Raw genomic sequence first — 23,289 nt, 5'->3', positions numbered from 1 at the left:
GATTCTATCATTACCCAACTTCTTACAAATATAGTGGGAAGACAGGATTGGTCTCCTGATATAGTGGCTTTTAAAGGTTTATAACCTTATTGCATAGTTTTATGCCGCAAAAGCTAGAACACCGAGATGCATTTTCTAATCTATGGTGGGCTAGGTAGAAATCCCGCAGGGATGCGTGCAGTAAGCCACTTGCTGTTAAGACCAATTCTGCTTAGTTCCACCACCCTTCTTTCAAATTCCCTAGCTTTTTCTATCTCACCTTAATTAATCTTTTTTCTTTCTAGTAAAACTAATACTTCATAATGAGATGTTTGCGGAAACATATCAAAAAGTTGAATTTTCAATGGTTTATAACAAGTGAGATGCTGTAAATCTTTACCCATTGTCACGGCATTGCAGCTGGAATACAAGATAAATTGCGGTTGAATTTGGTTAAGAAATTCACTTAATTCCTTTCCAATTCCACGACGTGGTGGATTTACAATCACAAGATCTGGCTTATTCTCATTCTGATTTTTCATCACACTCGCCGCATCGAGGGATTGGAAATTCACATGTTCTAAATCCAATATTTTAGCGGAATGACTCGCAGCAAAAATAGCGGATGAGGAAATTTCAATTCCAGTTAACTCTATACTTTTTCCCCATTTTTCCTGTAAAGCTTTTGCGCAATGTAAGCCAAATCCTCCCACGCCACAAAATAAATCCCAGACTTTATAGATTGGTAACTCACTCACCCATTGCTGAGCGGTTGCATATAATCCCGCCGCCACTTTAGGATTGGTTTGAAAGAAACCTTGTGGGCGAATAAAGAGAGGAATACTATTGAAATTCTCAGGCAAAAATTGTTGTTCGGTCAGAAAAATTTCTTGTTCACCTTCTAAGATGGCCGCGTGCTGTGGTTGTAAATTAATGCTAACTACTTCTAAGTTCGGTAATTTTTCCAATAATTTAGGTAATTCTCGACGAATTAATGGCAATTTATTTTCTGTGCGCAACACAAAGCGCAACATTAATTTTCCCGTCGCAAGACTTTCTGTCAGCAAAATATATTTAAGCTCGCCTTTTTGTTTAGCAATGTTATAAGGTACTAAACCAGCACGGCCAATAAAATCCTTCAAAACCGGAAAAATCAATGAAAAATGAGTTGGATAAAGGGGACAATCACACAAATCAATCGCACTTTGTGGATCATTAGGATTTTTTAGAATACCAAGTATCGGGCGTTCAACACTGCCACTAACAACCATCTTAGCTTTATTACGAAAGCCTTGTTCATCAGATTCAAAAGGAGTTAACCATTGAGCTCCATCGCAATTAATAGAAATCAGTTGCTGCTTTAAATGATGTTGTTTTTCAGCTAGCTGCTGACTATAAGGTATGTCAAGCCATTGACAAGAACGACATTCATTTTGTTGATAGTATCGACAATCAATCATTTTCTTGCAGCCTGAATCTCTAGCCAACGGCTTTGAATATCTGCGAGATTTTGGTGATTCAGTTTCCAACGTTGATCTAAAACCAAGTCATTCCACTTGATCACTCTACGTTTAAATAAATTTTGTAAGCGAGCTTGACGAGCCATAAAGTGCAGTTCATTTTCAGCAAGTTTTAGATTATCTAATACTTGAATGACACCTTCACGTTCATTGCACAGTAACAAAAGATCACAACCTGCATTCAGTGCTTTTTTGCTACGCTCCACAAAATCGCCCATTACACCTGCGCCTTTCATACCGAGATCATCGGAAAAAATTGCACCTTGGAAATTTAATTGTTTTCGTAAGATTTCTTTCAACCAATATTCTGAGCCGCTTGCTGGTTGACTATCACATTGTCTATAAATGACATGCGCAGGCATAATGGCATCAAGTTTATTTTGTGAAATCAACTGTTGGAAAGGTTGGAGATCGCCACTAAAAATTTCGTCTTTTGCGCGATCATCATAAGGTGTTTCTAAATGAGAATCGGCTAATACATGGCCATGACCAGGGAAATGTTTACCTGTAGATGCCATACCTGCTTGATGCATACCATCGATAAAAGAGGCTGCTAAATTTACCGCACTTTTTACATCAGATGAAAAACTGCGATCACCAATCGCTCGACATTCATGCCCCAAATCCAGCACTGGCGCAAAACTCAAGTCAATATCCAAGGCAATCATTTCTGCGGCCATTTGCCAACCTGCTTCTTTAGCGAAGTTCACTTGTTCAGTTGCTGATAATGTTTCTTGAAAAGCCTGCATTGAAGGCAACATCGTGAATCCATCACGGAAACGTTGAACTCGTCCACCTTCTTGATCAACCGTAATCAATAAAGGCTTTTTCACTCGCTGACGAGCAGAACGAATTAATTCTTGAATTTGTTCTCTGTCTTCAAAATTTCGAGTAAATAAAATCAATCCCGCAACAAGAGGGTGAGAAAGTAACTCAACTTCCTCTTGTGCCAACTCTTTTCCTTTTAAATCAATTAACAACGTGCTCATAAATTATTTTAAATAAAGGCGATAATTTTTACTTTCTACAGTGGGTTTAATTAAATCGATCGATTTCTCTTCTTGTGGTTTTAGCAACAATTGAGCGGAATAGCTCTCTTGCTGATTTTCCCAAGTTTGGGTTACTCCTAAATGATCGTACCAATATAAGTAGTAACTTATATTCAAAAGTTGCTGACTTTTATTTTTTATAAGCGCTGATTTTTGACTCGTTTCAACTTGAATTAAAGGTGAAAGATTAGATGTGATATTTAAAATCGGCTTCGTTGAATAAGTTAAGTTTTCTACTGAACTTGAACAAGCAGCGAGCACAAGGCTCGCCAAAATTAAAAAATATTTTTTCATTATTTCGCTAACATTCTACCTAAAGGTTCACCACCGACTAAATGCATATGCAAATGGAATACTTCTTGCCCACCATGTTTATTGCAATTCACAATTAGGCGATAACCGTCTTCTGCAATGCCTTCTTCTTTAGCGAGTTTAGCCACCACGCTAAATAATCGACCTAGCGCTACTTCATCTTGCTCCGTTACATCATTCACTGTTGGGATTACTTTATTTGGAATGATCAAAATATGTGTTTTAGCTTGTGGTGAAATATCACGAAACGCTGTGACTAATTCATCTTGATAGACAATATTTGCAGGAATTTCTTTACGGATGATTTTACTAAAAATTGTTTCTTCTGCCATTGTTTGCTCCCTATAAAAAAGTGCGGTGAATTTACCGCACTTTTTATCAAAATTTATCTGAGATTGCAATTTAATCAATTATTGCTGTGCTTCATCATCTTGATTGATGAAAGAATCATTTACTTCAATTTTTGCTCTCTCACGTAATCCTTGCATTAATTGCGCTTGAACTTCAGCCTGACTTGTACGTAATAATTGAGCACTAAATTGGCTTAATTCTTTATCGTTAAGCACGCCGTCTTCTACTTTATTTAAAGCAATAACAACCACATCGCCTTTCTCATTACGAGCCACTTGGTAAACAACTTTACCTGATGCTGGTTTAGCAATTGAGAATACTCCATTTGTTAAAATTGGATCTTTATTTTCACTTAAAGTAAAAGTTTGATCACTTGAGAAATTAATTCCATCCACTTTCGATTCAGTATTTTCGCTTAATGCTTTCACCTCTTGTTGAGCTTTTTCGTTAAGAACATTTTCAGCCTTCTGGCGTTTTAAGAACATTTCAATATCCGCTTTTGCATCTTCCAATCCTCTCACACCTTCAGGTTTGTGATCTAACACACGAACTACAATAGCGTGATAATCGCCGACATTCAAAGGCTCTGAATTAGCGCCACCATTGGCAATATCAGATTCAAAAACGGCAGAAACTACATTAGGGAAATTTAATTCTACAGGTACATTTTGACGAGAAAAATAACCGCTCTCTTGAACTTTAACACCTGCAACTTGTGCAGCGGTATTCAGAGATTTGCTATCTTCAAAAGCCTTATCACGCACTTGCTTTTCAATTGCGTAATAACGATTTTCTAATAAGGATTTACGCACTAAATCAGCAACCTGTGCTTTCACTTCATCTAAAGTTTGAGCTTTACGCTCTTGCACTAAAACAATATGGTAATTACCATCCACATTGATTGGTTGGCTATATTGCCCTACCTGCAATGCAGCTGCGGCATCTTCAAAGGCTTTTGGTAATTCATTCGCATTTACCCAACCTAAATCACCACCATTCTCACCAGAAACTTTATCTAAAGATTTAGCTTTAGCTACATCAGCGAAATTTGCCCCTTTTTGCAATTCATCGTAAGTAGTCTTAGCGTCTTTCTCATTTGCAAATTGAATATGTGCTAAACGCTGAGTCATAAATTGAGCTTTATTATCTTGATAATATTGCGCAATTTCTACATCTTTAACTTCGATACCTTTTTCGATTTGGGTACCTGAGAGATCAATATATTGAACCTTCACTTGTTCTGGCTGAACAAAAGATTTTTGATTAGCCTCGTAGTAAGCTTTAATTTCATCATCAGATACCGCTTGCTTTGCCATTTCATCAGCAAGAGATAATGTAGCTAAGCGAGCTGAACGCTTTTGAAAGAAAACTTCTGCGGTATTTTTTACTTGAACAGGCACGATAAACTCACTGTTAGCAACACCACTTTGCATTTGTTCAAGGGTTAATGCGCCACGCAAAGTAGCAGCATAACCATCTGAAGTTAAACGATTTTGTTGTAATACTTGTTGATAAACAGCGTTATCAAATTTGCCATTAACTTGAAAATTAGGATCTGTCACGATTGCACGCTTAATCATTTCATCGCTCACGCCTAATTTTAATTCTTTCGCATATTGACGAAGCAATTCTTGATCAATCATTCGATTGATGGTGCTTTGACGAAGTGCGGTAACAAATTCAGGAGAATCTGACTGAGCCATAAATGCTTCGCCTTCGCGTTGTGCACGAGCCTCAAACTCTTGGTTGTAGCGATTTAAAAAATCCTGTTGCGAAATCACTTCACCATTAACTTTTGCTGCGTAAGTATCATTTGAACTAAAAAGATAGCCAGACATACCTCCGACTAAAAACGATAAAGTAATCAAACCCAAAATAAACTTAGAAACTTTTGAATTTGCTAAGTGATGCATTTTTTCAATTAACATTCAATAACCCTTGTTATAAATATGAAATTTTCCCCGATTATAATCTAAACGTAGAAAATTAGCATCTTAAAAAGTGAAAACACCGTGCTCATAAAGCAAGCTAATGCCAATTCCAATCAGCACTATTCCACCAAAAATCTCCGCTTTTGATCTAAATTTTTGCCCAAGAAAATGACCGCTCTTTACGCCGAATAATGAAACGATAAAAGTAGTCAGTGCAATAATTACCATAGCCGAAAAAATATCGACAGAAAGAAAAGCAAAAGATATGCCAATTGCTAAGGCATCCACACTCGTAGCTAAACCCAAAGTCAATAAACGTTTCAAATTTATAGATGGCTCTACACTTACTTCGGAATCAGCATTTAATCCCTCACGCACCATATTAATGCCAATTAATGCAAGTAAAACAAAACCAATCCAATGATCCCAATCTTGAATCATTGAACTGAATTGCAAGCCTACAAAAAAACCTATTGCAGGCATGATACCTTGGAGAAATCCAAAACAGAGAGAAATATAAAGAGCGTGTTTGCAACGAAAAGATCTTAATGCAACACCTTTAGAAATGGATACAGCAAAAGCATCCATTGATAAGCCCAGTGCAATAATACAAAGTGTATAAAAGCTCATAATTTAGAAATTATTTTCCAATACAGAAAGAACTAAAAATATTACCTAGCAAGTCATCTGATGTGAATTCACCTGTAATTTCACTCAAGTGAGCTTGTACTAAACGTAATTCTTCCGCTAAAAGTTCTCCCGCATGAAATTCTGTAAGTTGAACCAAACCGATTTGCAAATGCTCTGCAGCCTTCTCAAGTGCATCTAAATGACGACGACGAGCTAAAAAGCCCCCTTCCATGCCAGTTTGGAAACCCATTACTTGTTTCAAATGCTCACGTAAAAGTTGTACACCATCATGCGTTTGAGCGGAAAGACTAATTATTTGATAACCGCCCTGTTCGCTTTCATTTGCTTGCTCACCATTTAAATCAATTTTGTTTCGAACAATAGTGACAGGCAATGTTGTGGGTAATTTTGCTAAAAATTCTGACCGCACTTTGCTTAAGTCTGCACTTTCAGGATCACTACTATCTAACATCAAAATAATACGATCGGCTTGTTCGATCTCCGTCCATGCGCGAGAAATGCCAATGCGCTCGACTTCATCGGTTGCATCTCGAAGACCCGCGGTATCAATAATATGCAATGGCATGCCGTCAATATGAATATGCTCACGCAGTACATCGCGAGTTGTCCCCGCAATATCCGTTACAATAGCTGCTTCGCGGCCAGCAAGCGCATTAAGTAAGCTCGATTTACCTGCATTCGGACGACCGGCAATCACCACTTTCATGCCCTCACGTAAAATAGAACCTTGTTTGGCTTCAGAGCGAACATCTTCCAACTGATTAATAATACCGCGTAAGTTTGCTTCAATTTTTCCATCTGCCAAGAAATCAATTTCTTCATCAGGGAAATCAATGCTTGCTTCTACATAGGTGCGTAAGTAAATCACAGAATCAACTAATTCATTTACTTTCTTTGAAAATTCACCTTGCAAAGATTTTAATGCGGAACGTGCTGCCTGTTCTGATGTTGCATCAATTAAATCAGCAATGGCTTCCGCTTGAGCAAGATCCAATTTATCATTCAAAAAAGCTTGTTCAGAAAACTCACCCGGTCTCGCCAAACGGATTCCATCAATTTGTAAAATACGTTTGAGTAATAAATCTAATACAACCTGCCCACCGTGACCTTGCAATTCCAATACATCCTCACCAGTAAATGAATGTGGTGATTTGAAGTAAAGGGCAATCCCTTGATCTAAAACAGTGCCATCAGCATCCTTAAAAGGGAGATAATCAGCCATTCTTGGCTTAGGACATTTCCCCAACACCGCTTGTGCAACTTCTGTTGCTAAAGGCCCAGAGACTCTTAAAATCCCAATACCACCACGACCTGGCGCAGTAGCTTGAGCAACGATTGTTTCTTTCATAAAAAACTCTTTAAAATCTAGCCGCACTTTTAATTTAGAGGGATAACGCTTATCCCTGTTTCTACTAAAAAAACTCTATCTCTACAAAATGTGGAATATATTAAGATCAAATAATAAAGAAAGGCACTATTCGTGCCTTTCTTTTTGCCAGTTAGTGACTATTTCTTACGAGAATGTAATCCCTTTTTCTCTAATCCACGGTAAATTAATTGCTGTTGTGCAATTGTAATTAAGTTAGAAACTAACCAGTACAACACTAAACCAGCAGGGAACCATAAGAAGAAGAACATAAAGACTAATGGCATAAAGTTCATCACTTTTTGCTGCATTGGATCAGCCACTGGTGTTGGCGACATTTTTTGCAACAAGAACATTGAGATACCCATTAAAATAGGGAAAATATAATAAGGATCTTGTGCTGATAAATCTTGAATCCAACCAAAGAACGGAGCGTGACGTAATTCAACTGCTTCCATAAATGTCCAATACAATGCGATGAAGATTGGCATTTGAAGAAGAATTGGCAAACAACCACCAAGTGGATTTACTTTTTCTTCTTTATAAAGTTTCATCATTTCTTGGCTCATACGTTGGCGATCATCACCAAAACGCTCACGCATTTCTTGCATTTTAGGTTGCAACATGCGCATTTTAGCCATTGATGTATATTGTGCTTTCGTAAGTGGATACAAAATTGCTTTAACCACGATTGTTACACAGATAATCGCTAAGCCCCAGTTAGATACAATCCCTTGAATAAAGGTTAATAACCAGAATAACGGTTTAGCAATAAACCAAGCCCAACCGTAATCAACTGTTAAATCTAAATGATTTGCTACGGTAGCCATTTGATTTTGAAGTTTAGGCCCAGTCCATAATGAACTTGTAATCGTCTCGTGACCACCAGCAGGAATTGTCACAACTGGACCACGATAACCGATTGAAGCGACATTATTTTTAGTATCTGTAATTGTGTAAAGTTGATTATTTACATCTTGATTAGGGATCCAGGCAGATACGAAATAATGCTGTAATACTGCAACCCAACCAGCTTTAGTATCAATAGAAAGATTATTATCCTTCATATCGCCAAAACTATATTTTTTATAGTTAGTTTCTGAAGAAGAATATGCGCCACCAGTATAAGTTGGCATTGCGACATTACCAGAGCTTTCAACAATAGAATGTTTTAATTGACCATAAGGCTCTACTTCAATGGCTTGACCACTTTGGTTATTAATCTTGTAATCCACACCTAAATCGTAACTACCACGTTTTAATACGAAGATTTTTTGATAAGTCACACCATCTTTTTCAAAAAGAAGAGGCACAGAAAGAGACGCTTGACCATCTGCTAATTTAAAATTATCACCTTCAATTTGATATTGCGCACGACCAGAACGAGTATCGATACCGTTTTTACCAATTAAACCACTTTGTGCAATATACACATGTTCTTTGGTATCTTTTAATAACTCAAACGGTGTTTTTGAATCCAATTCTGCATCATATTTTAGTAATTCAGAACTAATTACATCACCGCCTAAAGTATCAACTTTCAAACGGAATACATCGTTTTCAAGGGTAATAATACGGCCATGAGTTTGAGAATCTGCTACGACTTGTGAATTAGAAGAAGGAGAACTTGCCGGAACATCAGAATTGGCAGTCATTGAAGTTGTTTGCTCAGTTGGCACTTGTGGATTTTTATCCAACTGCCATTGCTGATAAACAAGGAAAGAAATAAAAATTAGCGCTAACACTAATAGGCTACGTCTTGAGTCCATTATTTTTTCTCATCGTTATTATTGATTTTAGGTGGAACAGGATCGAATCCACCAGCGTTCAAGGGGTGACATTTTAATACACGTTTTAGAGTAAGCCAACTACCTTTTAACAATCCATGTGTTTTTAACGCTTCAATGCCATAGCAAGAACAAGTAGGTACAAACCGACAACGCGGCCCGATAAGAGGACTAATAACAACTTGATAGAAACGAATAAATCCAATTAAGATTTTTGCACCAAACGAATGTGTCGTTGCCATAATTTTTCTAAGATTTGCACAAAAGAGCTATTATCAAGCTTACCAATACCACCTTTTGCAACAAAAACAAAATCACATGCAGGTAAACGATGTTGCGATAAACGAAAACTTTCTCGTACTAAGCGTTTAATACGATTACGCTCATGAGCTCGTTTTAAATGTTTTTTAGCCACAGTCAAACCTAAGCGAGGATGCTCAAGATTATTTTTTCTGGCAAGGATGGTTATTTCTGGAGTGCTAGCTCTGAACGGTTGTTCGAAGACATTTTTAAATTGAATGGGAGTTAACAAACGCAACTCCCTTGAAAAGTTCAGCTTAACCACTAAGAACGGTGATTATGCAGATAAACTTTTACGACCTTTAGCACGACGACGCGCTAAAACTTGACGGCCATTTTTAGTTGCCATACGAGCACGGAAACCGTGAGTACGACTACGTTTTAATACAGAAGGTTGAAATGTACGTTTCATTGTAATCTACCTAAATCCAGATTATGAGTTAACAAAAATAGAGCGCAATTTTAATCATAAAATACGCGTTCGTCAAATAAGAAACGGAAATTTTTTAAAAAACTTCAAACAAATATAAAAAAATATATGCACTTTGCTAAAGTTAGAGATACCTCAAAGGTTAGGTTACAACTTTTCAACCTTAAAATGTTTTTCCAATTTCGAGATAAATTCTATTTTTATCATAACGATAAAAAGCATGATTACTGGTGGATTTTTGATAATCCCACGATAATTTAGGTGTTAACCCCATAAAATGTATATTTCGATGCCATAAAGTAATTGTGGTTGTGTATTCACGATTTTTTTGCTGTATACCAATAAAATCTTTCTCTCTGTACGCTCGATTAGCATAACTAAAAGTAAAACGTGATGAAATACCATGAGACCAATCCTGCCCCCAACCAAGTCTCAATGTCTTTTGTTGATAAGCATTATCTAATGCTTGTGTATTTTCTCGATGAAAATCCATTCCAACAAACCAAAATTGAGTGCTTTTAGGTAAATAAAATAATGTTGATGAAATGAAATAATAATTACCATCTAAATGTTTTCGGATTTTATAACGAGATTTTCCATACTCAAGTGCGGTAGAAATTTGCCAAGTTTTACTTAGCCAATCTACCATTTCTAAACGAATACCTAACTTATCCGCATATTGCTTCATTGTATTCGTTCCAGAGCTACCGCCTGCATACCAGCGTTTTTCTTTAAAAGGAATCAACGAGACTTCAACTGAGGCAGTTTGATAGCCTAAACCACCACCTATACGCAAAGTAGCCTCATTGTATTTTTTATTATCCCAATAATATTTTCCATTTCCATTAAACATAGTTTTACTAAAAAAATGATCTACCTACGGCCATTTTTTTTCTACCGATAAAGAATACCCTACACCCTGCCCACTTTCTTTTTTCCAAGCGGTCCAATTACCAATTTTTGTACCACTTTTTGGAGCGTTATTCAAATTATCGTCATTTAAAAAATTTAATCCTACTTGCCATATCCATTGATTCCGCTGATTTAGTGTAAAAAGATACTGATCAATAACACCTAAAAATTTTTCATCATCTACCTCTGTACGTAATTTTTCAAAGTGAATTTTGGCAGATTCATTTTCATAGTTAAAAAATAGGGTTTGAGCTAATTGATAGCGCAAAGGTAGTAAAGATGCGTCTCGAGCGAATAATTCACGATAATAAGCAATAGATTGAGTTAAATCACCTTGTTCACGAGCTTCAATAGCCTTTGCCCAAGTTAGTAGGAAATTATCTTGCTGAGGAAATTGTTTATATAGTGGTAATAACAGTTGAACTGCCTGAGTGTTATTTTGATATAAAGCAAGAATTAACCCACGCAAAACAAGTCTTGGATGGTTCGCTAATTGGCTTTTGGATAGAGAAATAATATGCTTATTTGAAATCTCTTGGGGCATAGAAGAAAAAGATGAAGTTTTTAATTCCGCACTTTGAATCGTATTTGTCAATGTATCATTTTTATTTAGGAAGCACAACATCTGCCCAAGCTACATTCATCAATGATAAGCCTATTAATGATTGGAAGGAAACCTTCTTTATACAATTTTTCATATTTTATCCATATTATTCAGAAACTCTTAGTTGACATTATTACAGAAAAAAACAGATAATGCGAATAATTATTATTTAAAAACAAGGATATAATTCTATGAAATCTGTTTCTCTTATCACTGGTGGACTTTCCTTTTTACTAAGTGCTTGTAGCGCGGGGGGAGGTGGTTCTTTTGATGTAGATAACGTCTCTAATACCTCCTCTTCTAAACCGAATTATCAAGACGACACTTCAAATTCAAGAACAAAATCTAATTTAGATCAGTTGTTCATTCCTTCTTTAGGAGGAGGAATGAAGTTAGTTGCGCAAAATATGCATTTTAAAGCAAGCAAAGAACCAAGCTTATTGAATGATTATGTTGTTTTAACAAAGCTTTCCTCAATAGCAAAGGATATTGAAAATAACAATAAAAACGGGGATACCCCAATTGGCTCAATTGAGGAACCTTTGGTAATAAATGCAACAGAAAATCATCATGGGCAGCAATATGTATATTCGGGTCTTTATTATATTCCATCGTGGAGTCTAAGAGATTTACCAAATAACAAGTTTTATTCAGGTTACTATGGATATGCGTATTACTTTGGCAATCAAGTTGCCTCTACATTGCCTGTAAATGGCGTAGCTAAATATAAAGGGACTTGGGATTTTATTACTGCGACTCAAAAAGGCAAGAATTATGAATTGTTAAGAAATTCTGGCGGTCAAGCTTATTCTAGACGTAGTGCAACGACTAGCGATATGGATTTAGAAGTTGAAAATAATGAGGGAAGAGAAAAAGGGCTAGTGAGTGAATTTAGTGCAGATTTTGGGACTAAAAAACTGACAGGAGAACTGTTTTATACCCAAAGCAAAAATAATAATCAAGAATATAAAAAGGAAAAACTCTATGATATTAACGCCGATATTTATAGTAATAGATTCAGAGGTAAAGTAAATCCGACCCAAAAAGATTCTGAAAAACATCCCTTTACCAGTGAGGGAGTCTTAGAAGGTGGTTTTTATGGACCTAACGGTGAAGAATTAGGAGGAAAGTTTTTAGCTGACGATAAACGAGTTTTTGGAGTATTTAGTGCCAAAGAAACGCCAGAAAACTCAAAATTATCCAAAGAAACCTTAATTGATGGCAAACTAACTACTTTCTCTACTAAAACAACTGACACCACCAACTTTATTACGAAAGATATACCAAGTTTTGGTGAAGCTGATTACCTTTTAATTGATAATTATCCCATTCCGCTTTTACCTGAAAATACAGGTGACTTCGTAACGAGTAAACATCACGATATTGGAAATAAAAGCTATAAAGTGGAAGTATGTTGCAATAATCTAAACTATGTAAAATTTGGTATGTATTATGAGGATAAACCTACCAAAGATAAGAACAACGCAAACCAAACAGAGCAATACCACCAATTTTTGTTAGGCCATCGTACTGCTAATGCCGAAATACCTAAAAAAGGAAGTGCAAAATATCATGGTAGTTGGTTTGGTTATGTTAGTGATGGTACGACATCTTACTCCACTACCGGAGATAAACAACGAGATAAAAGTGGTGTTTCTGATTTTGATGTTAATTTTGACAATAAAACATTAAAAGGTGAGTTAAAACGTGCAGACACACAAAATACCGTTTTTAATATTGATGCTACCTTTAAAAATAATGGTAATGCCTTCACTGGTATAGCAACCGCAAAAGATTTAGTAATAGACGGTAAAAACAGTCAAACTCAAAATGCCCCAATTAATATTACAACTGATGTTAATGGTGCATTTTATGGACCTCATGCTTCTGAATTAGGAGGATACTTCACCTATAACGGAAAAAATACTGCAACTACAAATTCTGAAAATTCCTCAATCGCAGCCCCATCATCCAATTCAGAAAATGCAAGAGCGGCAGTTGTCTTTGGTGCTAAACATCAAATCGAAAAAACAAAATAGAGAGGAACTGAAAATGACTAAAAAATCCTATTTTTGCTTAAGCATGCTCTCTTGCATTTTAATTTCACACTATGCAAAAGCAGAAACTAAAAGCACAAAAGATACAGAATTAGAAACTATATCAGTCACTTCAGAAAAAGTAAGAGATCGTAAAGATAATGAAGTAACAGGCCTCGGAAAAATTATCAAAACTAGCGAAAGTATTAGCCGAGAACAAGTATTAAACATTCGTGATCTAACACGCTATGATCCAGGCATTTCAGTTGTAGAACAAGGTCGCGGTGCAAGCTCTGGGTATTCTATTCGTGGTATGGACAGAAATAGAGTTGCTTTATTAGTAGATGGTTTACCTCAAACGCAATCTTATGTAGTCCAAAGCCCTTTAGTTGCCCGTTCAGGATATTCTGGCACTGGTGCAATTAATGAAATTGAATATGAAAATGTAAAAGCCGTCGAAATAAGCAAAGGGGGCAGTTCTTCTGAGTATGGTAATGGAGCACTAGCTGGTTCTGTAACATTTCAAAGCAAATCAGCAGCCGATATCTTAGAAAGAGACAAATCATGGGGAATTCAAACTAAAAATGCTTATTCAAGCAAAAATAAAGGCTTTACCCATTCTTTAGCTGTAGCTGGAAAACAAGGGGGATTTGAAGGGGTCGCTATTTACACTCAACGAAATTCGGAGGAAACACAAATCCATCCAGACGCATTAAAAGGCGTACAAAGTTATGATCGATTAATCGCTAAAACAGATACATCTTCGGGGTACTTTGTGATGGAAAATGAGTGTCCAAATGGTTATAACAATTGCAAAACCTCAGCCAAACCACCTGCGACTTTATCCTCCCAAAGAGAAACTGTAAGTGTTTCAGATTATACGGGGGCTAACCGTATCAAACCTAATCCAATGAAATATGAAAGCCAATCTTGGTTTTTAAGAGGAGGTTATCATTTTTCTGAACAACACTATATCGGTGGTATTTTTGAATTAACACAACAAAAATTTGATACCCGAGATATGACATTTCCAGCTTATTTAAGCCCAACAGAAGGAAGAGATTTAAGCAGTCGTTCTTTTTATCCAATGCAAGATTATGGTGCATATCAACATATTGATGATGACCGAGGCGTTAAATATGCAAGTGGGCTTTATTTCGATGAACACCATAGAAAACAGCGTGTAGGTATTGAATATATTTACGAAAATAAGAACAAAGCTGGAATCATTGACAAAGCAGTGTTAAGTGCTAATCAACAAAACATCATACTTGACAGTTATATGCAACATACGCATTGCAGTCTTTATCCTAATCCAAGTAAGAATTGCCGCCCAACACTTGATAAACCTTATTCATACTATCATTCTGATAGAAATGTTTATAAAGAAAAACATAACATGTTGCAATTGGATTTAGAGAAAAAAATTCAACAAAATTGGCTTACTCACCAAATTGTCTTCAATCTTGGTTTTGATGACTTTACTTCAACGCTTCAGCACAAAGATTATTTAACTCGACGTGTTATCGCTACGGCAAATAGTATTTCAGAGCAAGCTGGTGAAACAAGAAGAAATGGTTTATCCTCACAACCTTACTTATATCCGAAACCAAATGCATATTTTGCAGGACAAGATTTTTGTGATTATCAAGGTAACTCCTCTAATTACAGAGACTGTAAAGTGCGGTTAATTAAAGGGAAAAATTATTATTTCGCAGCACGCAATAATATGGCATTAGGGAAATACGTTGATTTAGGTTTAGGTATTCGGTATGACGTATCCCGTACAACAGCCAATGAATCAACCATTAGCATTGGTAAATTTAAAAATTTCTCTTGGAATACTGGTATTGTCATAAAACCAACTGAATGGCTTGATCTTTCTTATCGCCTTTCTACTGGGTTTAGAAATCCTAGTTTTGCTGAGATGTATGGATGGCGGTATGGCGGCAATAATGCTGATGTTTATGTAGGTAAATTTAAGCCTGAAACATCTCGTAACCAAGAGTTTGGTATCGCTCTAAAAGGGGACTTTGGTAATATTGAGATCAGTCATTTTAATAATGCTTATCGAAATCTTATCGCCTTTGCTGAAGAACTTAATAAAAATGGAGTTGGAAAGGGCAATTATGGATATCATAATGCACAAAATGCAAAATTAGTTGGCATAAATATAACTGCGCAATTAGATTTTAATGGTTTATGGAAACGTATCCCCTACGGTTGGTATGCAACATTTGCTTATAACCGAGTAAAAGTTAAAGATCAAAAAATCAATACTGGTTTAGCCTCCGTAAGCAGTTATTTATTTGACGCTATTCAACCCAACCGTTATATCTTTGGTTTAGGCTATGATCATCCAAGTAATGCTTGGGGAGTAAATGCTATCTTTACCCAATCAAAAGCAAAATCTCAAAGTGAATTGCTAGGACAACGTGCATTAGGTAGCAATTCAAGGGATATAAAATCAACAAAAAAACTTACTCGGGCATGGCATACCTTAGATGTATCAGGTTATTACATGGTGAATAAAAATATTATGCTTCGATTAGGGATATATAATTTATTCAACTATCGTTATGTCACTTGGGAAGCTGTACGCCAAAGTGCACTAGGAGCGGTCAATCAACATCAAAATGTTGGTAACTATACTCGCTACGCAGCACCAGGACGAAACTATACCTTAACATTAGAGATGAAATTCTAAATTAAAGTGCGCCAGATGGACTAGACATGCTATATCTATACCTTACTGGCGCATCTTTTTCTGTTCTGTAATCTGGTTAAGTGAAAAACCAAACTTGGATTTTTTTAGAAGATCTTTCCACGCATTTATTGTAAAATCTCCGCCAATTTTTACCGCACTTTTCTCTATTACAAAAACAACAAGGATCCTTTTTGTGAATCTCTCAAATCTTTGGCAAAGTTGCCTGTTACAACTTCAAGATCAAGTTTCAGCCAGCGATCTTAGCACTTGGCTTCGTCCTTTACAGGCTGATGTGGTGGCGGATAACCACATTGTTTTATATGCTTCTAATATGTTTGTGAAAGGTTGGGTGGAAACTCATTATCTCGCACAAATCCAGCAAATTTGTCAAACACTTGCACAAAATCCTGAACTACGCATTTCTTTAAAAGAAGGGGTCAAACCTACACCCAAAGTAGTGGACTGTGCACCAAGTGGCAATCCTAAAACAGAAAGTGCGGTAGATTTTCAAGCTGAATTTAGTGCTTCAATAAAATTTGAATCTCATCTAAACACTAAACACTTATTTGATAACTTTGTTGAAGGTAAATCGAACCAACTCGCACGTGCTGTCGGTCAAAAACTTGCTCAAGCGCCAGGTGAACCTTCGGCCAATCCTTTCTTCTTATATGGTGGTACAGGTTTAGGTAAAACCCACTTGCTACACGCGATTGGCAACGGCATTTTAGCCAATAAACCGAATGCGCGCGTGCTTTACATTCACGCAAATAACTTTATGCAACATATGGTAAAAGCAGTGCGTGATAATAAAATGGATCAGTTCAAAAAATTCTATCGTTCTCTCGATGCACTTTTAGTAGATGACATTCAATTTTTCGCTGAAAAAGAAAAAACCCAAGAAGAATTCTTCCATATATTCAATAACTTATTTGAAACTGGTCGCCAAATTATCTTAACATCCGATCGTTATCCTAAAGAAATTGAAAAAATTGAAGAACGTTTAAAATCACGTTTTGGCTGGGGCTTAACAACAGCCATTGAGCCGCCCGATCTTGAAACGCGTGTGGCGATTTTATTGAAAAAGGCGGAAGAACATAATATGAACTTGCCAGAAGAAGTCGCATTCTTCATTGCTCAACGCTTGCGTACCAACGTGCGTGAACTCGAAGGGGCGTTAAATCGCGTGAAAGCAATGCAAGACTTCAAAGGCGGTGACATTGATATTGATTTCGTGCGTGACACCTTAAAAGATATTTTGGCTCTGCAAGAACGCTTGGTTACCATTGAAAATATTCAAAAAGTGGTGGCTGAATATTATCGAATTAAGGTTTCAGATTTAAAATCAAAAAGTCGTGCGCGCTCAGTGACTCGTCCACGCCAAATTGCAATGGCCTTAGCAAAAGAATTAACAAACCGCAGTTTGCCTGAAATCGGTCGTGCCTTTGACCGAGATCACACGACCGTATTAAACGCTTGTCGCGAAGTCCCAAAATTCCGCGAACAAGACAATAGTATTCAAGAAGATTGGGCGAATTTAATCCGCACTTTGTCCGCATAAAAGGAGAACGCAATGCAATTTAGTATTTCAAGAGAAAATTTATTAAAACCGTTGCAACAAGTATGTGGCGTATTGAGTAGTCGTCCAAACATTCCTGTATTAAACAACGTGTTGTTGCAAATTGAAGATAATCAATTGACTATCACAGGTACAGATTTGGAAGTCGAATTATCGAGTCAAACTCAGCTTTCATCGTCTTCTGAAAATGGCACCTTCACGATTCCAGCAAAAAAATTCTTAGATATTTGTCGCACTTTATCTGATGATTCAGAAATCACGGTTACTTTTGAAGAAGATCGTGCATTAGTGCAGTCTGGGCGTAGCCGTTTTACACTGACAACCCAACCTGCAGAAGAATATCCAAACCTCACGGATTGGCAGTCTGAAGTAGATTTTGAACTACCGCAAAATACCTTACGCCGTTTAATTGAAGCCACTCAATTTTCCATGGCAAACCAAGATGCGCGCTATTTCTTAAATGGCATGAAGTTTGAAACAGAAGGCAATTTATTGCGTACTGTAGCAACAGATGGCCATAGACTTGCGGTGTGCACCATCTCGCTTGAACAAGAATTACAAAATCATTCTGTGATTTTACCGCGTAAAGGCGTGTTAGAACTTGTTCGTTTATTAGAAACAAGCGATGAACCAGCGCGTTTACAAATCGGTACCAACAATTTACGTATTCATCTAAAAAACATTGTATTTACATCAAAATTAATTGATGGTCGTTTCCCTGACTATCGCCGAGTGTTGCCTCGTAATGCAACAAAAATTGTCGAAGGCAGCTGGGAGATTCTCAAACAAGCCTTTGTTCGCGCCTCAATTTTATCGAATGAGCGTGTGCGTAGCGTTCGTTTAAACTTAAGCGAAAACCAACTAAAAATTACCGCCTCCAACACAGAACATGAAGAAGCAGAAGAAATTGTTGATGTCGATTACAATGGCGAAGAATTAGAAGTCGGCTTTAATGTCACCTATATTCTTGATGTACTAAATGCACTTAAATGCAATCAAGTTCGCATGCGCTTAACTGATGCATCTTCTAGTTGCTTAATCGAAAACTGCGAAGATAGCAGTAGCGAATATGTAATTATGCCAATGCGTTTATAATATGGCGATTTCGCGCTTACTGGTCGAAAAATTTCGTAACTTAACAGCCGTGGATCTTGATTTTGATCCCGGCTTTAACTTTTTGGTCGGCAACAATGGCAGCGGAAAAACAAGCTTATTAGAAGCCATTTTTTATCTTGGTCACGGACGCTCATTCAAAAGTGCGGTAACAAATCGCATCATTTCTTACGACGAACCTCACTTTACCTTATTTGGACAAATCCAAGAAAGCCAACATCAATGGTCAGTGGGGTTACAAAAACTTCGTCAAGGCAACACGTTAGTAAAAATTAACGGTGAAGATGGCAATAAAATTTCCGATCTTGCTCATCTTTTGCCAATGCAATTAATCACACCAGAGGGCTTAACCTTACTGAATGGGGGGCCAAGTTATCGCCGAGCATTTTTGGATTGGGGACTTTTTCACCATCAAATAAGTTTTTATGCTGCTTGGAGCAATCTTAATCGATTACTCAAACAAAGAAATGCAGCTCTTGCACAAAATCAGCCCTACTCCGCTATTAAAGTTTGGGATGTTGAGCTTGCCAAACTCGCTCATCAAGTGAGTCAATGGCGTGCCGAATATGCAGAAGCACTACGCTCTGAAATAGAGCAAACTTGCCAACTTTTTCTCCCCGAATTAGACATTAATGTCAGCTTTCATCAAGGATGGGAAAAAAATAGGGATTACTCTGAGATTCTTGAGCAAAATTTTGAACGAGATCGCGCCTTAAATTACACATTTTCTGGACCTCAAAAAGCTGATTTTCGTTTCAAAGCACAAGGGTTGCCAGTGGAAGATGTGCTTTCTCGTGGACAACTTAAACTTTTAATGTGCGCATTGAGGCTGGCTCAAGGCGAGCATTTAATGAAAGAAAAACAACGCAATTGTATTTTTTTGATCGATGATTTTGCATCGGAATTGGATCAATATAAACGAGCACTGTTGGCAGAACGATTACAACAAAGCGGTTCACAAGTGTTTGTTACAGCCATTACTAAAGAACAATTAAAAGAGATGCAAGTCGAAAACAGAAAAATGTTTTCAGTCGATAATGGAATCATTAAAACGTTAGATTAGATAAAAGTGCGGTGAAAAATAATTGAATTTTTAAAAGTTAGACATAATTATCATTAGCCAGTAATTTATTGGTGAATATGATTCACTTTTTAAACAATTTATGGTAAAAAAACGCCCCTAAAATAAAACTGGCAAATTAACACCGCAACACATCTCCAAGATTTGAATCACCTCATAGCCGTAATATAAAACTGGTCCTATCAAATCTACTTTTTAAAATCAATTTATAAGGACAGCCAACATGCTAAATAAAAAATTCAAGCTTAATTTTATTGCCCTAACTGTCGCCTATGCACTAACCCCTTATACAGAAGCCGCGTTAGTTAGAAACGATGTTGATTATCAAATATTCCGTGATTTTGCAGAAAACAAAGGAATGTTCTCTGTGGGGGCAACAAATGTGCTGGTAAAGGATAAAAATAATAAAGATTTGGGCACTGCCTTACCTAACGATATTCCGATGATTGATTTTAGTGTAGTGGATGTGAATAAACGCATTGGCACATTAGTGAATCCGCAATATATTGTGAGCGTAAAACACGCTCGTGGATATATGAATGACTTTTATTTTGGACATTATAATGGCCACCGCGATGTTTCTGACAATGAAAATAAATATAGTGTGGTAACACAAAATAATGATAAACCAAATGAAAGTTGGAATTACCAAAAACGTATTAATGACTATAATATGCCTCGTTTAAATAAATTTGTAACCGAGGTTGAGCCAATAACACCAACATTAGCAGGTGAAGGGATAGATACTTATAAAGATAAAGAAAAATATCCTCACTTTGTCAGAATTGGAGCAGGAACACAATTTATTTATGAAAAAAATAAATTTTATAGTACTGTGGCTGATAAAAAAACTGAAAGCGGTAACGATATTGAATTTCTAGCTGAAGCATATCGTTATGCTATCGGAGGTACACCTTACAAAGAAATAAACATTGATAAAGTTGAAACAAAAGAAGGACTAATTGGTTTTGGTGATAGTCAAAAAACAGATCTCGATGCAAAAATCTTACTCTCACAAGATTCCCTAACCAACTACGGTGTATTAGGCGATAGTGGTTCACCTTTATTTGCTTTTGATAAACAACAAAACAAATGGATCTTCATAGGGCCTTATACTTATTGGGCAGGCTATGGGAAAAAATCTTGGCAGGAGTGGAATATTTATAAAAAAGACTTTGCTAATACTATTCATGCAAAAGATAACGCTGAATATGTTCCTTTCTCTAACACTGAATATCACTGGGACATTATAGATAACAACTCAAGCGTAATTAAAAATGCCCAAAAAACAATTTTAGTCAAACTCCCAAATTCTAACACTCCACTTGTTAATTATCAAAAAGAAGAAAACGAAAATACTGGGCAGAATGTAATTTTTGAAGGAAATGATAATTCTAAAAGCACACTTGTTTTAGAAAATAATATCAATCAAGGTGCTGGCGGTTTATTCTTTAAAGGAAACTACGACGTTAAAGGAAAAACAAACGATATAACTTGGTTAGGCGGTGGAATTGATGTTGCAGAAGGTAAAAAAGTTATTTGGCATCTCAAAAATCCGAAAGATGACAAACTAGCGAAATTAGGAAAAGGAACGCTTGAAATTAAAGGCACGGGAGAAAATCAAGGAGAGCTTAAAGTAGGAGATGGTGTAGTAATCTTAAATCAACAGCCATCAAGCGGAAAAGTACAAGCCTTTTCACAATTAGGAATTGTGAGTGGACGTTCTACTGTAGTGCTAAATAGTGCCAATCAAATTAACCCAAATAAAATTTATTTTGGTTTCCGTGGTGGTCGATTAGATATCAATGGCAACAATCTAACTTTTGAACATATACGTAATATTGATGATGGCGCAAGAGTGGTTAATCATAATATGACCAACGCCTCAAATATAACGATAACAGGAACTAGATTAATTACAGATCCAAGTAAAATTTATATATATAATGTTCAAATTGACAACGATGATGAGGATGAATCTTATCGTTTTATTCATCCTCCTGTACCAGAAGGTAAAGATCTATATTTTAATTCTAAATGTTATAGCTATTACGCTCTAAAACATGGTGGTAGTACTAGATCTGAAATGCCTTGTAATAATTCAAGTAATTCTGATTGGGCATTTATGGGGAATTCTAAAAATGATGCCCAAAAGAAAGCCATGGAATACATCAACAATAACCGTATGAATGGTTTTAGTGGTTATTTTGGTGAAGAAGTCGGTAAAAAGGCAAATGGTGAACTAAATGTCACTTTCAATGGCACAACCAATCAAAATCGCTTTTTGTTGACAGGCGGAACAAACCTTAACGGTGAATTAAAAGTTGAAAAAGGTACATTATTCCTTTCCGGCAGACCAACACCACACGCAAGAGATATTGCTAATATTTCTTCAACGGAAAAAGATCAACACTTTACTGAAAATAATGAAGTGGTGGTAGAAGATGACTGGATTGACCGCACTTTTAAAGCAACCTCAATGAAAGTGAATGGCAATGCCACCCTTTATTCAGGACGCAATGTTGCAAATATTACTTCTAATGTCACAGCCTCAGATAATGCGCAAGTGCATATTGGCTATAAAGCTGGCGATGCAGTTTGTGTGCGTTCTGACTATACAGGCTATGTAACTTGTACTAACAACAAATTATCTGATAAAGCATTCAAAAGTTTTTCACCTACCAATATGCACGGAGATATAAATTTAACAGGTAATTCTGTGTTTACATTAGGTAAAGCTAATCTATTCGGTACAATTCACAGCGCAGAACAAAGTGCGGTGCATTTTGAGCCAAATAGTCAATGGCATTTAACCGGGAATAGCCAAGTTAACCAATTAGTAATGAATGGGGGGGATATTCATCTTAATGCTAATAATGCCCTAGAAACCACAACGGCTTACAACCAATTAACCGTAAATAATCTTTCAGGACAAGGGAGATTCTATTATTTCACCGATTTAAGCCACCAACAAGGCGATAAGGTCGTGGTAAATCAGTCCGCAAGCGGTCAATTTACCCTTCACGTTCGCAATAAAACAGGTGAACCAAAATACGATGCGTTGGAATTATTTAATGCTTCCACAGCACAGCGCAATAATTTAACTTTAACGCTAGATGGAGGAAAAGTCGATTTAGGTGCCTACAGTTATACACTTCAAGAAAAAGATGGAGTATGGCGACTTTATAATCCAAAAATTGAGGAAGAAATTAAAGCAAAACAGTTGGCTAAACGAACGGATGAACCTCAAAATACGCCTGTGCCAGAGGCACCAAATGCGGCTAGTTCAAACCAAAACGATCCTAATTTTAGTCGTACAGAAATTGGCAACTCAACTAAAATTGAAGCACCTCAATTCGTGATGCTTACTTATAAAGATCCTAACGGAAATATTTTAGCTGAAACAGTCGTATTAAAAACTTCATTTGATGAAAATACTGCGAAGAACCAAAAATCTTTTACAGGCTTAATTGTAGATTCAATTAAACCAAATGGTACCAATGCTTATGTGATCACCTATAAAAAAGATGACACGCAAGCATTAGCCGAAGCCGCACGTCAAGCGGAAAAGGCTAGCAGAGCAG

At 36.6% G+C, this 23,289-nt stretch carries 17 protein-coding genes and 1 pseudogene; 6 read left to right on the top strand and 12 right to left on the bottom strand.

Going from position 1 to position 23,289, the window contains the following annotated elements; translation table 11 throughout:
- Window positions 1-260: 260 nt before the first annotated feature.
- The 12 genes and pseudogenes from rlmC to AAX15_RS01540 form a co-directional block, all read right to left on the bottom strand.
- Window positions 261-1,439: a 23S rRNA (uracil(747)-C(5))-methyltransferase RlmC gene (gene rlmC, locus AAX15_RS01595; protein ID WP_046938836.1), complete on the bottom strand. Its 1,179-nt coding sequence runs from the start codon at window positions 1,437-1,439 to the stop codon at window positions 261-263.
- Entirely contained in the window at window positions 1,436-2,488 is a 1,053-nt protein-coding gene (gene nagZ / locus AAX15_RS01590) for a beta-N-acetylhexosaminidase (protein ID WP_046938835.1), read from the bottom strand. Before nagZ ends, rlmC begins: the two co-directional genes overlap by 4 nt.
- A gap of 3 nt (window positions 2,489-2,491) precedes the next feature.
- Window positions 2,492-2,842, bottom strand: coding sequence for a YcfL family protein (locus AAX15_RS01585; protein ID WP_005631419.1), 351 nt, complete (start codon window positions 2,840-2,842; stop codon window positions 2,492-2,494).
- A complete protein-coding gene (gene hinT / locus AAX15_RS01580) occupies window positions 2,842-3,192 on the bottom strand; it encodes a purine nucleoside phosphoramidase (RefSeq protein ID WP_046938834.1) in 351 nt (116 codons plus the stop codon). Before hinT ends, AAX15_RS01585 begins: the two co-directional genes overlap by 1 nt.
- Before the next feature lie 78 nt (window positions 3,193-3,270).
- Window positions 3,271-5,139, bottom strand: coding sequence for a peptidylprolyl isomerase (ppiD, locus tag AAX15_RS01575; RefSeq protein WP_046938833.1), 1,869 nt, complete (start codon window positions 5,137-5,139; stop codon window positions 3,271-3,273).
- A 66-nt stretch (window positions 5,140-5,205) separates the two neighbouring features.
- On the bottom strand, window positions 5,206-5,772 hold the full coding sequence (locus AAX15_RS01570) for a manganese efflux pump MntP (protein WP_046938832.1): 567 nt from the start codon (window positions 5,770-5,772) through the stop codon (window positions 5,206-5,208).
- A gap of 10 nt (window positions 5,773-5,782) precedes the next feature.
- On the bottom strand, window positions 5,783-7,141 hold the full coding sequence (gene mnmE, locus AAX15_RS01565; protein ID WP_046938831.1) for a tRNA uridine-5-carboxymethylaminomethyl(34) synthesis GTPase MnmE: 1,359 nt from the start codon (window positions 7,139-7,141) through the stop codon (window positions 5,783-5,785).
- 158 nt (window positions 7,142-7,299) lie between these two features.
- On the bottom strand, window positions 7,300-8,928 hold the full coding sequence (yidC, locus tag AAX15_RS01560) for a membrane protein insertase YidC (RefSeq protein WP_046938830.1): 1,629 nt from the start codon (window positions 8,926-8,928) through the stop codon (window positions 7,300-7,302).
- Complete coding sequence (gene yidD / locus AAX15_RS01555) at window positions 8,928-9,188, bottom strand: membrane protein insertion efficiency factor YidD (RefSeq protein ID WP_005627402.1); 261 nt, start codon at window positions 9,186-9,188, stop codon at window positions 8,928-8,930. The genes yidC and yidD overlap by 1 nt, the downstream gene beginning before the upstream one ends.
- Window positions 9,152-9,511 carry a ribonuclease P protein component gene (gene rnpA, locus AAX15_RS01550; protein ID WP_046938829.1) on the bottom strand — a complete coding sequence of 120 codons (360 nt, stop codon included), beginning with the start codon at window positions 9,509-9,511 and terminating at the stop codon, window positions 9,152-9,154. Before rnpA ends, yidD begins: the two co-directional genes overlap by 37 nt.
- Window positions 9,512-9,523: 12 nt before the next feature.
- Window positions 9,524-9,658, bottom strand: coding sequence for a 50S ribosomal protein L34 (rpmH, locus tag AAX15_RS01545; protein ID WP_005539760.1), 135 nt, complete (start codon window positions 9,656-9,658; stop codon window positions 9,524-9,526).
- A 181-nt stretch (window positions 9,659-9,839) separates the two neighbouring features.
- Window positions 9,840-11,286: pseudogene (locus tag AAX15_RS01540) on the bottom strand (surface lipoprotein assembly modifier).
- 97 nt (window positions 11,287-11,383) lie between these two features.
- Between AAX15_RS01540 and AAX15_RS01535 the strand changes: the two are divergent.
- The 6 genes from AAX15_RS01535 to AAX15_RS01510 all read left to right on the top strand — a co-directional run.
- On the top strand, window positions 11,384-13,231 hold the full coding sequence (locus AAX15_RS01535; protein ID WP_046938828.1) for a transferrin-binding protein-like solute binding protein: 1,848 nt from the start codon (window positions 11,384-11,386) through the stop codon (window positions 13,229-13,231).
- Window positions 13,232-13,244: 13 nt separating this feature from the next.
- The gene (locus AAX15_RS01530; protein WP_046938827.1) at window positions 13,245-15,935 is read left to right on the top strand and encodes a lactoferrin/transferrin family TonB-dependent receptor; all 2,691 of its coding nucleotides are present in this window, start codon (window positions 13,245-13,247) and stop codon (window positions 15,933-15,935) included.
- A 193-nt stretch (window positions 15,936-16,128) separates the two neighbouring features.
- Window positions 16,129-17,493 carry a chromosomal replication initiator protein DnaA gene (gene dnaA, locus AAX15_RS01525; protein WP_046938826.1) on the top strand — a complete coding sequence of 455 codons (1,365 nt, stop codon included), beginning with the start codon at window positions 16,129-16,131 and terminating at the stop codon, window positions 17,491-17,493.
- A gap of 12 nt (window positions 17,494-17,505) precedes the next feature.
- Window positions 17,506-18,606 carry a DNA polymerase III subunit beta gene (gene dnaN / locus AAX15_RS01520; RefSeq protein WP_046938825.1) on the top strand — a complete coding sequence of 367 codons (1,101 nt, stop codon included), beginning with the start codon at window positions 17,506-17,508 and terminating at the stop codon, window positions 18,604-18,606.
- Between the two features lies 1 nt (window position 18,607).
- Window positions 18,608-19,687: a DNA replication/repair protein RecF gene (gene recF / locus AAX15_RS01515; protein WP_046938824.1), complete on the top strand. Its 1,080-nt coding sequence runs from the start codon at window positions 18,608-18,610 to the stop codon at window positions 19,685-19,687.
- Window positions 19,688-19,928: 241 nt separating this feature from the next.
- Window positions 19,929-23,289, top strand: a 3,361-nt coding sequence (locus tag AAX15_RS01510) for a S6 family peptidase (RefSeq protein WP_329956734.1), incomplete at its 3' end; no start/stop codon positions are given.

This window comes from Haemophilus haemolyticus (assembly GCF_001008275.1).
Taxonomy (GTDB): Bacteria; Pseudomonadota; Gammaproteobacteria; order Enterobacterales; family Pasteurellaceae; genus Haemophilus; species Haemophilus haemolyticus_P.
Note: the sequence above shows the minus strand (reverse complement) of the source record. Positions and strands in the feature narration are given on the sequence as shown.

Bases quoted from the DNA above. Each gene is read 5' to 3' on its own strand.
- AAX15_RS01570 (WP_046938832.1), bottom strand. From the start codon at position 5,772: ATGAGCTTTTATACACTTTGTATTATTGCACTGGGCTTATCAATGGAT.
- ppiD (WP_046938833.1), bottom strand. From the start codon at position 5,139: ATGTTAATTGAAAAAATGCATCACTTAGCAAATTCAAAAGTTTCTAAG.
- AAX15_RS01530 (WP_046938827.1), top strand. From the start codon at position 13,245: ATGACTAAAAAATCCTATTTTTGCTTAAGCATGCTCTCTTGCATTTTA.
- mnmE (WP_046938831.1), bottom strand. From the start codon at position 7,141: ATGAAAGAAACAATCGTTGCTCAAGCTACTGCGCCAGGTCGTGGTGGT.
- AAX15_RS01535 (WP_046938828.1), top strand. From the start codon at position 11,384: ATGAAATCTGTTTCTCTTATCACTGGTGGACTTTCCTTTTTACTAAGT.
- nagZ (WP_046938835.1), bottom strand. From the start codon at position 2,488: ATGAGCACGTTGTTAATTGATTTAAAAGGAAAAGAGTTGGCACAAGAG.
- yidC (WP_046938830.1), bottom strand. From the start codon at position 8,928: ATGGACTCAAGACGTAGCCTATTAGTGTTAGCGCTAATTTTTATTTCT.
- recF (WP_046938824.1), top strand. From the start codon at position 18,608: ATGGCGATTTCGCGCTTACTGGTCGAAAAATTTCGTAACTTAACAGCC.
- dnaN (WP_046938825.1), top strand. From the start codon at position 17,506: ATGCAATTTAGTATTTCAAGAGAAAATTTATTAAAACCGTTGCAACAA.
- rlmC (WP_046938836.1), bottom strand. From the start codon at position 1,439: ATGATTGATTGTCGATACTATCAACAAAATGAATGTCGTTCTTGTCAA.
- yidD (WP_005627402.1), bottom strand. From the start codon at position 9,188: ATGGCAACGACACATTCGTTTGGTGCAAAAATCTTAATTGGATTTATT.
- rpmH (WP_005539760.1), bottom strand. From the start codon at position 9,658: ATGAAACGTACATTTCAACCTTCTGTATTAAAACGTAGTCGTACTCAC.
- AAX15_RS01585 (WP_005631419.1), bottom strand. From the start codon at position 2,842: ATGAAAAAATATTTTTTAATTTTGGCGAGCCTTGTGCTCGCTGCTTGT.
- hinT (WP_046938834.1), bottom strand. From the start codon at position 3,192: ATGGCAGAAGAAACAATTTTTAGTAAAATCATCCGTAAAGAAATTCCT.